11 protein-coding genes are annotated in these 12,302 nt (G+C 58.9%); 5 read left to right on the plus strand and 6 right to left on the minus strand.

All coding sequences use genetic code 11. From position 1 onward, the window contains the following. Positions 1 to 62: 62 nt before the first annotated feature. Entirely contained in the window at positions 63 to 335 is a 273-nt protein-coding gene (locus NL528_RS33490) for a hypothetical protein (protein ID WP_309178632.1), read from the plus strand. 66 nt (positions 336 to 401) lie between these two features. Here the strand turns inward: NL528_RS33490 and NL528_RS33495 are convergent, their stop codons facing one another. Together NL528_RS33495 and NL528_RS33500 are read right to left on the minus strand one after the other, a co-directional pair. Further along, the gene (locus tag NL528_RS33495; protein ID WP_309178633.1) at positions 402 to 1,412 is read right to left on the minus strand and encodes a glutathione S-transferase N-terminal domain-containing protein; all 1,011 of its coding nucleotides are present in this window, start codon (positions 1,410 to 1,412) and stop codon (positions 402 to 404) included. A gap of 20 nt (positions 1,413 to 1,432) precedes the next feature. Continuing rightward, positions 1,433 to 2,920 (minus strand): M81 family metallopeptidase, encoded by a 1,488-nt coding sequence (locus tag NL528_RS33500; protein WP_309178634.1) that lies wholly within the window; start codon positions 2,918 to 2,920, stop codon positions 1,433 to 1,435. A gap of 203 nt (positions 2,921 to 3,123) precedes the next feature. On the opposite strand from NL528_RS33500, the gene NL528_RS33505 reads away from it, so the two are divergent. Both NL528_RS33505 and NL528_RS33510 read left to right on the plus strand, forming a co-directional pair. Next, positions 3,124 to 3,918, plus strand: coding sequence for a class II aldolase/adducin family protein (locus NL528_RS33505; protein WP_309178635.1), 795 nt, complete (start codon positions 3,124 to 3,126; stop codon positions 3,916 to 3,918). A gap of 135 nt (positions 3,919 to 4,053) precedes the next feature. Further along, positions 4,054 to 5,031 carry a GAF domain-containing protein gene (locus tag NL528_RS33510; RefSeq protein WP_309178636.1) on the plus strand — a complete coding sequence of 326 codons (978 nt, stop codon included), beginning with the start codon at positions 4,054 to 4,056 and terminating at the stop codon, positions 5,029 to 5,031. A gap of 624 nt (positions 5,032 to 5,655) precedes the next feature. Here the strand turns inward: NL528_RS33510 and NL528_RS33515 are convergent. The 3 genes from NL528_RS33515 to NL528_RS33525 form a co-directional block, all read right to left on the minus strand. After that, entirely contained in the window at positions 5,656 to 6,126 is a 471-nt protein-coding gene (locus NL528_RS33515; RefSeq protein WP_309178638.1) for a DUF6998 domain-containing protein, read from the minus strand. A gap of 148 nt (positions 6,127 to 6,274) precedes the next feature. Beyond that, complete coding sequence (locus NL528_RS33520) at positions 6,275 to 8,485, minus strand: SulP family inorganic anion transporter (RefSeq protein WP_309178640.1); 2,211 nt, start codon at positions 8,483 to 8,485, stop codon at positions 6,275 to 6,277. A 285-nt stretch (positions 8,486 to 8,770) separates the two neighbouring features. After that, the gene (locus NL528_RS33525; RefSeq protein WP_309178641.1) at positions 8,771 to 9,763 is read right to left on the minus strand and encodes an ABC transporter substrate-binding protein; all 993 of its coding nucleotides are present in this window, start codon (positions 9,761 to 9,763) and stop codon (positions 8,771 to 8,773) included. A gap of 259 nt (positions 9,764 to 10,022) precedes the next feature. Between NL528_RS33525 and NL528_RS33530 the strand changes: the two genes are divergently transcribed. Together NL528_RS33530 and NL528_RS33535 are read left to right on the plus strand one after the other, a co-directional pair. Further along, positions 10,023 to 10,409, plus strand: a complete 387-nt coding sequence (locus NL528_RS33530; protein ID WP_309178642.1) for a cupin domain-containing protein — start codon at positions 10,023 to 10,025, stop codon at positions 10,407 to 10,409. Between the two features lie 450 nt (positions 10,410 to 10,859). Next, positions 10,860 to 11,435 (plus strand): hypothetical protein, encoded by a 576-nt coding sequence (locus NL528_RS33535; protein WP_309178643.1) that lies wholly within the window; start codon positions 10,860 to 10,862, stop codon positions 11,433 to 11,435. 35 nt (positions 11,436 to 11,470) lie between these two features. Here the strand turns inward: NL528_RS33535 and NL528_RS33540 are convergent, their stop codons facing one another. Next, a complete protein-coding gene (locus NL528_RS33540) occupies positions 11,471 to 12,070 on the minus strand; it encodes a hypothetical protein (RefSeq protein ID WP_309178644.1) in 600 nt (199 codons plus the stop codon). Positions 12,071 to 12,302 lie beyond the last annotated feature (232 nt).

Genomic DNA, 12,302 nt, shown 5'->3' on the forward strand with positions numbered 1-12,302 from the left:
TTTCGAATCTGTTTACCATCCTTGGCTACCCTGCGGGATGGTTGAAACGCCGGAACCGAGGCATGTTCAGAGAAAGCCTCCCGATCGCCTATGACGCGCCTGCCGACCTGAAAAAGTGGCCTTCGCTCAGGAACGAGCGGGTCACCAGCAAGACGCCGTATCTCGTTTACAACGGCACGCTGGCGGACTGCATCAGGGAACTGCTGGCCAAGCCGATCAAGCAAATCTCGCTCTACGACATCTTCACGGAACGCCAGCCGGCGTTCGACCGCCCTGTCCTGTCGCCCGGCGACGCCGCCGAAATTGCGATGCGCAAGGATTTTCCAAAGGGCTGAGCGGCCATAGACTTTTTTGACGCGTTTTCTTCACGCGAACCGGAGTCCACTTCGCTTGAAAACGCTCTAGTTGGCATTCAAATGCGCCCAGCAGCCGGTACGCTCCAGCACAGCCTTTAGCGCCGCTCGGTCTTCCCCATTGAGCGCGGCAAACTTGCCGCGAAGTTGCTGCAAGCATTTGACCTGATATTTGAACGGCGCGAGCGCATAAGTCAGGCCCCAGACGCTGATCTCCAGCCGATCGACGCCCTTCGCAAAGGCTTCCGCATTGGCGACCAGGAACGGCAAATAGAGTTCGCCGGCAATTTGCAGCAACGCCTCGGCCATTCCACCAAGCGCACGCTCGCGCGGATACCACTCGCCTTCAACGCCGGAGGCATCATCCAGCCGCCTTACCCAGTGATCGGTGAACGGCACCTTCGCGCGCATGATCCGCATCGGCGTCGGATCGGTCGCCATTTCGCTGAGCTGGCCGAACCAGGCGAAGTCCGCAAGCGACGGCCGGTTGCCGAACAGATAGTTGGTCATCCTGACATGCGGCTCGAATGCGGCCAGCATTCGCAGGTAGCTTTCCTCGAGCAGCGGCTTGTTTTCCGCCGTCGCACCAAGGATCACCATGCGCGAAATCTGCCGCTGGCGAAATTGCTCGATCTCTTCGGTGCTGCCGGTCGCAGCCTCCGACACCGACCACTCTTCGCCGGCCCAGCGCGAGACATAGGCCTGATCCTCCGGATCCCACCACCGGTACAGAAATAGCGGTTTGACCGCCCATTCGTCGGCGAGGTCTTCCAGGAGATCGCAGACGAACGCGATCGCCTTGTCCCCGGGAATGACAGAGCGCTCCTGATGACGCGCTTCCAGATCGTAGGCCAGCGTCGTGGTCTCGCCACGGAACGTACCATCGGGATATTGCAGCACCGGGATCAGGTTCGGGCGCAGATGCTCAGTCGCCTTCCGCAGCGCCTTGGTCATGATGATCCAGTCGAAGGGAATCCTTCGATAGCGCAACAGCGCGCGCAGTTTGATGGCGTAGGGCGACGCGGTCGATCCGATCAGGCGATAGCGTCCTTCGGTCATTGCATTGCTCACTTGATGGGTCAGGCATGAAACGCCGGATCGCCGTAAGGATAATACTGCGCGAGATCGACATGCTCATACGGCAACTTGTCGAGGCGCGTCGTTCCGAGGAAGGGCTGCTCCGGCTCAACCAGCAGGATCGTCCTGGCAAAACCGTTGTCGTCAAAGCCGCGCCGGAAGTGAACCCGCGACTTGATCGCCATCACCTCGAACGCGCCGATGTCCAGCCCCAGCGCCTTCAGTGAAAACGGCTCCATGATCTGCATCAGATATGTCGTGAGGATCAGGACGTTGTTGCGGCCGAACCGGATGCAGACCCAGAACTGGCCATAGCCTTCGACCGCGTTCATGATCGTTCCCTGGATGCGCACGGGATCGCCGGCGGATTCATCGGCGAGGCCACCTATCTCCATGTCAAAACTGTCACCGGCCTTGGCGCCCATCGCCTTGAGCGCGGCAGTGGCCTTGGCGTCGGCGATTGTCGCAATCAGCGTGTTGGAAAGATCCTGCGCCACGATCTCCCGAAGCAGCCAGGTCGCATTGCCGGAACGGTCGCTGTGATCGGCCAGAACGACCGGCGTGTTGCCGCTGGCCACGGCCTGCTTTGCCAGCGCGACGCCGCCCGGAATGGTGTGGATTTTCGTGGATGTTAGCAGCGCCTCGCGCTGCCGCCAGATCGCGTTCGAAAGATCGTGGCCGATACGTTCAGCGAGTTCAGGATTTCCGTTGGTCACGACCTGCACCGTCATGCCGACGTCGGGCACATCGGCAAACGGAAAACCGAAGAAGACATTCACATACACATCCGGCTCGCGCGCCTCCCAAACCAACGCGCGCTGCACCAGATCCATCCACGGCGAGGCACCGGTCCATTGCAGGACGGTGGGTGAGATGACGGGAACGCGGATGGTCACGTGCGCAGGCTTGTAGTCACCCCGGATCGCCCGCACCAGCGTGCGCGCCGCGCGCTCGCCCTGCAGGTATTCGTCGTAATGCGGGAAGTATTTCACCGTGAACGCCATATCGGCATGCTGCAAAAACGCTTCATCCTCGTTGCCGTGCAGGTCGAAGGTCGCGGCAATGAAGGCCTTCGGCCCGGCCGCTTCGCGAACCCGCCGCGCCAGTTCTGCCTCCGGCCTCGGCACGCCGCGCACCGCCATGGCACCATGCAGGCAGAGATAGACGCCGCCGAACGGACCGTCAGCCTTGATGCCGGCAATCATCCTGCCGACGAAGGTCTCGAAGGCCTGTTCGGTGATCCATCCCGATCCGGTGCCTGTCCTGGGCCACAGCGGCGATTCAATTCCGACCAGTTCGACGCCGTCGAACTCCCGCGCCAGCTTCACAAAGCCGCCCATATAGGATTTCGGATACGATCCCAGCAACGCCTCGCCCCTGGCCGGCGACCCCGGATAGATGAAGTCGTCGAGGGTCGTGTCGTTCTTCAGGAACGTCACGGTTTCATGGGAAAAATGCAGCACGGCGATACGGATGGAACGGTTGTTCATTGCGGCTCGGCCTTCGGTGGCTACCCTTTCCTCATACTGGCATCACAGCGGATTTGGCGCCAACGGCGCATTCGGATTTCGCCCGCCAGACCTGCAATTAAGCCTGCGGGCTTGCCTTGCGGCGCAGCGAATTTTGCCGCTATCCTGGCCGCCAACGATCGGGCCCTGCCCGGCCCAATAACCCGCCCCAGTGGAGAAACGCCATGAACCCTCCCGTCAGCGCTCCCGCCGTCAAGGTCGTCAAGTCGGTCCGCGAACAGGTGAGCCCCGAGGAATGGCAGGCACGGGTCGATCTCGCGGCCTGCTACCGCCTCACCGAGATCTACGGAATGACCGAGATGATCGCCAACCACATCTCCTGCCGGGTGCCTGGAACGACGGATCAGTTCCTGATCAACCCCTACGGGATGCTTTACGAGGAGATCGACGCCTCCTGCCTGATCAAGGTCGACGTCGAGGGCAACACGCTGCTGAACGCGACCGACTATAACGTCAACCTCGCCGGCTTCGTCATTCACAGCGCCATTCATATGGCCAAGCACGATATGGATTGCGTGGCGCATACGCACACGCCGGCCGGCATGGCCGTCTCCGCGATGGAATGCGGCCTGCTGCCGCTGGCGCAGACCGCGATGCGGTTTCTTCACATCGCCTATCATGATTTCGAAGGCATCGCCGACGATGTCGACGAGCGCGCGCGGCTGGTCAGGGACCTCGGCGACCACGAAGCCATGATCCTGCGCAACCACGGCCTGCTCGTCGTCGGCCGCACCGTGCCCGCGGCTTTCAATGTGCTGTGGCGCCTCGAACGCGCCTGCCAGGTGCAGGTCATGGCGTTGTCCTGCAACACCAAACTGGCCTACCCGCCGCAAAGCGTGATGGAAGAGACCTACGACAAGATGCGATCGCGTCCCGACCGGCCCGCGCGCAACGGCGGCCTCGCCTGGCCGGCGCTGCTGCGCAAGCTCGATCGCACCGATCCGTCGTATCGGAACTGAGGTTCCGTCAGGTTCGACAGCCCTGATTAGCGGTGATGGCGGCAACGCTGTCACTCCCCATGCTCGCAGCTTTCGCACGATCTTTGGGCGCAAGCTGCCTGTAATTTGATCGCACACGCTGCCGGAAAATCGCCGATGGTTGTCATCGGTGAGGCGATCAGGTGCGTCCCGATGAAGACCTTCATTCGCGTTGTTGAATTGTGGGTGCCGGACCGGACGCGCACGCGACTCGAATTCGGCGGCAGTCTCTGCAGCGCGGAGTTTTCGGAGTTCAAGGCGATCAGTGAAAACGCGCTGTTTGCCTATGACGAGGGCCTGCCCGGCAAGGCGCGGGCCGCCGGCCATCCGGTCATTCTGACGAAATTCGCCGACTCCTGTTTCAAGCGCACCGACGAGGCGATCGAAGCCGGATTGACCTGCGGCGTCGCGCTGCCGGTTTTTGCCGGCGAATTCCTGATGGCCGTGATGGTGCTGTTTTGCGGCGACGACGAAAAGCAAATCGGCGCCATCGAGCTCTGGCACAATGATGCGGAAGTCTCTCACGAGATGGGCCTTGTCGACGGCTATTACGGCACCGCCGACATGTTCGAGTTCAATTCCCGGCACACCAAATTCCCGCGGGGATTTGGCCTGCCCGGCCGGACCTGGAAAGCCGGCATGCTCTTGATCATCAAGGACCTGCACAATTCCAAGGGATTTTTGCGCTGGGAAGAGGCCTCCGAAATCGGAATCAATTGCGGCGTCGGCATCCCCTACACGACAGGCAACGACCAGACCTGGGTCATGACGTTCCTGTCGGCACAGGCAACCCCAATCGCAAAGCGCTTTGAAATTTGGGTGCCGGATCGGGCGCGATCGGCGCTGGTGTTTCACTCCGGCGATTGCAGCAAGAACACCGATCTCGCATCGCTCTACGCTTCGCAGACGATCGGCAAGGGCGAAGGCAGCATCGGCGGTGCCTGGGCGACGGGGATGCCCGCCATCAATGAGCATCTGAAGATCGACGAATCGGTGGCGTCGTCGCTGGCCCGTGCGGCCGGCATGAATCAAATCGTCGTGCTGCCGGTGATCGAAAACGCTCTGCTCAAGGCAGTGCTCGCCTGGTATCTGTGAATTGCAACGGATTCGATTTTTCAAAACAGCCACGACAACTCTAACCGTCATTGCGAGCCACCGGATCGCGCGGCTCTCTCCCCGTCCTTGCGAGCGAAGCGAAGCAATCCATCCTTCCGCAAGCGGGGTGACAATGGATTGCTTCGCTTCGCTCGCAATGACGTGGTGAGATCATGATTCAATTTTCAAACCACAGATACGCGTCCGCCCTCTCGCGGCACAGTTTGCCCGAGCTTTGCTGGAGCCGGTCTGTCCCCCCTCAACAAGGAGGGTGCAGGGAATGCCGGGCGCACGCTGCACCCGCGGTCTCGTGTGCAAATTTGTGCGAAGAGCCGCACACGAGCATACAGGTTCAGCGGAGGCACTCCGGCATTCCCTGCGCAAGGGAGAATAAGGACGCAGAAAGTCTCGACAAATCAATGCGGTACGACTGTTGTGTCCTCGCTTGTGTCCCCACGAGCTTTTCAGCGCGAAGGCCGGTCACTGTTGATATTATTTTTTGGTCCGCTCTGATGCCAGCGGGCGCAATGTCGGACGGGTCAGCACGAACCGCTAGCAAGAGATGGTGTCGGGTGTCTTGCTAAACATCCTGATGACGGTCGGGGAGATCGGTCAGGCGGCGGGTCAGCATTCTTTGATGGTCCCGACCATCGGGAGACGCTCGTCATCGCGAATCCGTGCCGCCGCTTGTCGAAGCCGCGAAAGAGGGACTTGCTTCTGCCCCTTCCACGGCTCGCCGGGCAGGAACGTCCGCACATAGTGCTCCGGACAATTGTAGACGGCGCGGCCTGTGCCGCGATCAAAATCGAGTTCGAGGACGAGCAGATGGTCGGCATGCACCTCCGAGTAGCTGAACGCGATGTTTTTGGTGGAAGGGCCTTTGGCCTTGACCTGAATGGTCCGCTTTCCGTCGGGCGTGTAGCCGTCGAACCCGGCGTTTGAACGAGCCTTGACGAGTTTCATGCCGTATTCCTCGACGGCGCAGGCCTCGCCCAAATCGCCGACCAAGTTGCCGTCGAACGAGAATTCGAGATTCAGTCCCTTGCGACGATGGTAGTCGCGAACCGCGATCCGGGCGTCGGTTAGCGGGCGCACTTCGAGTGGAAGCTGGAATAAAGCGACGGTTTGGCACCCGGTCCGTCACTTCCGCTCTACCCCTATCAACGGACATCGCGATTTATCATGAGCGCCTTATATCCGGGACGGCTTTGCAACGGCTGCCCGGGCCTTGCGAATGTACAACTCAAGTTTCCAGCTGGTGAATGGTCTGGTTGGCGCGGCGAAGCCTTCTGCTCAGTTCGCGCCCAAGACCCGAAAGTAGCTTGATGGCGACAGCAGGCGCATCCTTTGCAAGAGCGGCGAATTGCTGCTCGCTGAGAACGTAGCAAATAACGTCATCGTCGGCGACGACGGAAGCTGAGCGCGGTCCCGTATCGAGAATGGCGAGTTCGCCGAATATGGTGCCCGGAGCGAACGTTGCGAGACGAATATCCCCACCGTTGATCAGGTTGAGATAGGCACTGGTGCGGCCCTTGGTGACGATAAAAAGTTCGCTGCCCGGATCGCCTTCTCGGAAAATGACTTTCCCGCGGGGAAAGGTTTCACGCCGCGTGTGGTGTTCTATGGCTTCGAGTTCCGCGGAGGTCAAGGTTGAAAGCAGATCGACGCTGGCGAGCGGAATCTCGTTGCTCTTCGTATCCTTGGCGTCAGTTCGGATCAGCTCATCCTCGGCCCACTCCATGGCCCGATCGATGTCCTCGAACAGGCAACCGGCCCCCATCGCCTCAATAATACCGGCCTCAGAAAGACGTGCGGCAGTCTCGCTATTTTTGGCGAGCGCAAGCACTAGGTGCTGATTTTTGCGAGCGAGTGAGACCTGAATGTCGGCCAATATTCGAGCGCCGGTCGCGTCGATTTCTGTCACACGCCGCAGGTCGAGGATGATCGTACGAAGGCCGGCGGCGGACGCGCGCTCGATGTCGTCACTGAGCATTTCGGCGCTGCCGAAAAAGAGCACGCCCTGGAGCTCAAGTCCTAGAATATCTCCGCCCCGCTTCTCAAGTAACGCCGCCTCTTCCGGTGTCCGCGCCTTGCGTGAATGGATCTTGTCGCAGTTATACCGTCGGCGAATGTTTGAACGGCTCATGCGCACGATGAAAAGCGCTATCGCGATGACAATCCCAAGGAAGACAGCGGTTACTATATTGATAATTACGGAGAGAGCGGTCACGACCGCTACCACCAACAGATCGAGCAGCATCAAACCTCGGTGGCGCGATGCGCTCGTGCTTATGCGGCGAACGAGGTCAATCGACCAGGGGTCGATGTGCTGGACTGCGATGACCATGATGGTGGCCGAAAGTACGACACGAGGTATGTAGCTTACGACCGGGGACAGCACGCTGCTCATCAGAAGCAAAACCGTCACGTTGATCAGGACCGAAAGCGATGTCTTTGCGCCAAAAGCACGGTTGGCAAGGCTCGGTCCGATGTTGATGCCGCTCGTGATTCCGCCGACACAGGCTGAGAGCACATTTCCGATACCGAGCCGCATCAGCAGCCGGTTGCCGTCGGCTTTCTTCGCACCAGCCGGCGTGACAAGTTTGGCGCAAAGAAGCGCGTCGATTGCAGCTACAAGCGCAAGCGCGAAAGCGCCACCGACGATGAACGGAAAAAGTTCGGCAAAGTCTCCGAGGTGGATCTGATCGCTGATGGCCCTGTAAGGCGTTGGACTTTCCACCGCAACCGGCACGCCGATCACAGGACCGAGCTGCGCGCCGAACCCCGTCAGCACAAGTACAAAATAAAGCACGGTGCCGATGCCGAGGCCGACCAGCAGCGGGGGGATTTTCGTAGTATTGACGCGCGCCTTCCACATCACGACGAATGTAACAAGGGCCACCGCCAAACTGAGAGGCTTCACCTCCGCCAGATGTCCCAAGACCGCCTTGAAGGGGATGTTGTGGTCGAAGCCGCACACATCTCCCAACTGTACGAGAAAGAGGAGCGCTGCTGCGGCATTTTGCAGGCCGGCCATAACAGGATGCGGCGCAAATCGGATCAGTGAACCAAGCCGAGCCAAGCCGAATAATGCCTGGAACACGCCGCCAAGAAAAATAATCGAGAAGAAGGCGATGACAATGAGGTGCACATTACCACCACGCAGGACTTCTGCGTCGGAATGCACCAGGTCGTATAGCAACGCGCCGAGCAAAAACGTAGTGGTCACACGCGGTGCGTAAACCGTTGTGGTGCGATCGCCCAGTCCGACGCAAACAACACCGGCCACAATCGCAGCGTAGAGGCCCGCAAGCGCACCATGTGCAAAATAGCTGTCACCGAGAGCGGTGAAAGCAAACATACCGTAGCCCATGGCGAGCGGGATCGCGAGGGAGACGGAGACAAGCCCCCCGAATAAGTCGTCGCGGAGCGTGGATTGTCGGAATTCCCCCATGCAGTGTTTTTATACTGCCATACCTCACTTGTATATCTGCATCGTTGCGAAGACGTCAGACGACGCATCCAGCTCCATCGTCTCATCATTATGGTGGAGAACCCAATGCTGGCATGTCTGCCTGGGTTGAAACAGCGGGCATTCAGTCGATTGGCCGTTTTGGGCAATCGCGTCGCTTTAGACGTTGGCCGATGACTTCCGGTCTTCCTCCGGGAACGGACATCCCCAGGGACGGTCTGTATGTCTCAAAAGTGCCAATTCCTGACTCATGCACCGCAGCAAACTCTATTCGATCACCTGGTCGGCGCGCGCGAGGAAAGCCTCCGGAATGGCAAGCCCGAGGGCATTGGCAGTCTTAAGATTGACCACAAGATTAAACCTAGTGGGCTGCTCGACCGGAATGTCGGCTGGCTTCGCACCGCGCAGAATCTTGTCAACCAATTCGGCGGCGCGCCGGTACATACTGAGAACGTCCGGTCCATAGGAGATCAGGCCTCCGGCTTCCACGTAGTCCCGAGACCCATGCATCGTCGGCAGTCGCGCGCCAAGCGCCAAAGCGTTGATCCGAATTCGATTAGTGTTTACGAGCGGGTCGGTCACAACATAAAGTGCATCCGCACGGCCTTTGAGCGCCTCGAATGCAGGCGCGATATCCTCGGCTCGTCGAATTTCTGATGTGACGATCTCAAGCCCGAGCGTGCGCGCGGCTGCCTGAGCGTCGGCCATCTCCCGCACGGCACCGGGGCCGTCGGCGTTGCTCATGATCGCCAGCCGGTGAACAGAGGAGATGAGTTCGCGCAGAAGTTCGAGACGCTTCCCGGCAAGCTCCACTGTCAAGCTCGATATTCCGGTGACGTTGCCGCCCGGCCGGGACAGGCTCGCGACCAGTCCGTTGCTGACCGGGTCTGCAGCCGATGCGAACACGATGGGGATAACCGCTGTCGCCTGTTTTGCCGCTCTGACTGGCGCGGTCGCGTGTGTGACGATGACATCGACCTTGAGGCGGGCGAACTCATCCGCGATCGCAGCGAGCTGCTCGTCATGTTCGTCCGCCCAACGATACTGGATCGCCACGGTGCGACCTTCGATCCAGCCGAGTTCGCCCAGCCGCTGTACCAGTGCAGCAACCGAACGCCTCGCCGCCGCAGCCGAACGAGGGCTGAAGAACCCGATGGTTGGCAGCTTCCCGGCCTGCTGCGCGCGCGCAGCCATTGGCCATACCGCCGCGCCGCCGAGAAGCGCGATGAAGTCGCGGCGTTTGAGTTGATCGAATTGCATCCGACCCTCTCAACGAGCCAAGGATCGCACCTTAGAATACCCATTTTGCGACCATCAGTCAGCGGCAATGTCGGAGTCGGGTCAAAACCGGTCCTGACGAGCCTGAAACGGGACTTCCGAAATAGCCCAGAAAGCAGACATTGCCGGCGTCAGTCGGCATGTCTCAAACGTGCCGACAGCGGAAGAACACCATTCACATTGCGATGCGTCGCAGCGTGGGATTTACTAGCAGCCTCCGCAGTAATTGAGGGAGGTCGATATGAGCCAAGGGCAGTCAATTCGGGACGCCAGTCATCTTTACGAAGTGGAGCGTCGCGTTCAGCATGCCGCGCGCCCCGGCTTTCGCATTATGGAGTTGCAGCTCTCGCCGACGCAGAAGGTGCCGTGGCACAGCCACACCAATATCACCGATACTTTTTACGTTTTGGAAGGCCACATGAGGCTGTTCTTGCAGGACCCGAAAGAGGAAGTGAATCTGAAGCCCGGCGAAATCCGTGTTGTTAGGGCAGCGCGACCTCATCTAGTGACCAACGGTGGCACCAAGTCGCTCACGTTTTTGGTTCTACAGGGTATCGGTGAATACGATTATGTTCCTCTCACATCGGGTTATCTTCTCGCCGCCGCACTTACGCCCGAACCGGAATAGCATCCGAGGATTGGAGGAAATCATATTCAATCCTAGTCAAATTGTCATCCAAGCGTTTGTCGGGGAGTTTAAAAATAGGTACGGCTAAATCTATGGAATCCTTGAGCCCGCCTATCCGGACATCATTGGTTTTGTTGGGCGCCTCGCGCTAGAGAATATTGCCAATAGTGAAGCGGCCTACCACGACATGAACCACACCATCATGGTGACGTTAGTCGGCCAGGAAATTTTACTTGGGAAACACACCAGCGAGGGCGGCGTTACCCCACGCGATTGGCTCCATTTTATGATTTCCCTCTGATGCCACGACATCGGCTATGTACGGAGGGTATGTCGGGGCGACCGTAATGGACATTATGTTTGTAACGAAGACGGTGATCTCGTACCCATATCCGCGGGAGCTATCATGTCACGCGATCTAAAGTCTTTGTCCGCGAGCGTTGCGGGAAAGTGAGCTTAGCCCACATCGATACGCGAGAAATTGAGGCAAACATCGAGCACACGCGGTTTCCGGTGCCGGAGGACGAGCAGCATACCAGCACGGCAGATTACCCAGGCCTGCTTCGTGCCGCGGACTTGATCGGCCAGTTGGCCGACATTGATTATCTGCGCAAGACGTCGGCGTTGTTTGCAGAATTCCAGGAAACCGGCGCGAGCGAGAAGCTCGGATATCAGACTCCGGATGATTTAAGAGCAGCGTACCCCGCTTTCTTCTGGCAGGCGGTCCGTCCCTATATCGGCGATGCACTCCGGTATTTGCAGGTCACGCAGGAGGGCAAGCAATGGATAGCTAACCTCTATGCGCACGTGTTCTCAGAAGAACACCGGGGGCATTCGGGGCCCACTGAGGTGAGTCTCCACACCCGTGCGGTCTGCCTCAGGCATCTCCGCTACTTCGGGTCATTCCTGACCGAATCGGCCTGTCCGCGTCATGTCCGGTTTACCCCCGATAGCGACTGTAGAGCGGACATCTCGGTTCGGCAGCTTCGTGCCAAAATCGGAAGTCCGCCAAATGTCATTTCTTGATCCTCGTCGAGCAAAAAAGAAAGACCGCCTCCCGATCAAGCAGCTCGCTTGAACGCTTCCCGCGCAGCCTCATTGGCGCGATCGAAGGCAGTTCGCGTTTCCGTCAAAGCCGCCATGAGTGCGGACCATGACTGGGTCCCCGCCTGGCTCAACTTCTCGAGTTTTTTCTCCGCCTCGACTGCATCGGCGTTCATACGCTTAACGGCGGCGTCGATATCGCCCCGACGCTCAGAAGCGAATTTCTTGGCATCGCTGCCAAGCTTGTCGGCTGCTTCGCGCCACGCTTTCAATTGGGCATCGGCTTGAAGCTTGAACGTCGCATGCTGGTGCTCGATTTGCTTGCCGAAGCCTTCGATATATTTCTTGACCTCGGCCTCGAACAAGCGCCAGTCAGCATCTAGTTTTGCTTTTGCCTGGATCCAGGCGGCCTCGTTAGCTTCCGACTGCTTCTTCATGGTGTCGCGAAAGTCATCACGCTGCTTACGCAGGTCAGCAAGAACCTTCTTGGCCTTGTCCCGGACATCGGCCTGCACCTCGGCCGCCTTGCCCTCAAGCGATGTCACCGTTGCGTCCATTTCATCGAGACGCTCCTTGGCCCAATTTGTAAAGAAGTGGATATTGCTTTGCGTAACCATTTGCTCGTCTCCATGAATGTCGAATGGTGCCGCCCCATGTTGTTGGTTAACACGCCCCGCCAAGCTATTTTTGATGTGAGTCAATATCAAACCTAAGAGTGGTCCGCGGTCTGACCGGACTTCACCCAAGAAGTTGCGAGTTCCGAAATGGGTCCAGGCTGTGTGAAAACTCCGAAGTCAAACTTTCGCGGAGAATATTTGTCTCGAATACGTTGAATAAGAAAAGGACTGC

The sequence above is a fragment of the Bradyrhizobium sp. Ash2021 genome (assembly GCF_031202265.1).
Classification (GTDB): domain Bacteria; phylum Pseudomonadota; class Alphaproteobacteria; order Rhizobiales; family Xanthobacteraceae; genus Bradyrhizobium.

Coding starts and splice junctions, on each gene's coding strand:
- NL528_RS33510 (WP_309178636.1), top strand. CDS start 4,054: ATGGTTGTCATCGGTGAGGCGATCAGGTGCGTCCCGATGAAGACCTTC.
- NL528_RS33540 (WP_309178644.1), bottom strand. CDS start 12,070: ATGGTTACGCAAAGCAATATCCACTTCTTTACAAATTGGGCCAAGGAG.
- NL528_RS33500 (WP_309178634.1), bottom strand. CDS start 2,920: ATGAACAACCGTTCCATCCGTATCGCCGTGCTGCATTTTTCCCATGAA.
- NL528_RS33490 (WP_309178632.1), top strand. CDS start 63: ATGTTCAGAGAAAGCCTCCCGATCGCCTATGACGCGCCTGCCGACCTG.
- NL528_RS33525 (WP_309178641.1), bottom strand. CDS start 9,763: ATGCAATTCGATCAACTCAAACGCCGCGACTTCATCGCGCTTCTCGGC.
- NL528_RS33520 (WP_309178640.1), bottom strand. CDS start 8,485: ATGGGGGAATTCCGACAATCCACGCTCCGCGACGACTTATTCGGGGGG.
- NL528_RS33530 (WP_309178642.1), top strand. CDS start 10,023: ATGAGCCAAGGGCAGTCAATTCGGGACGCCAGTCATCTTTACGAAGTG.
- NL528_RS33505 (WP_309178635.1), top strand. CDS start 3,124: ATGAACCCTCCCGTCAGCGCTCCCGCCGTCAAGGTCGTCAAGTCGGTC.
- NL528_RS33495 (WP_309178633.1), bottom strand. CDS start 1,412: ATGACCGAAGGACGCTATCGCCTGATCGGATCGACCGCGTCGCCCTAC.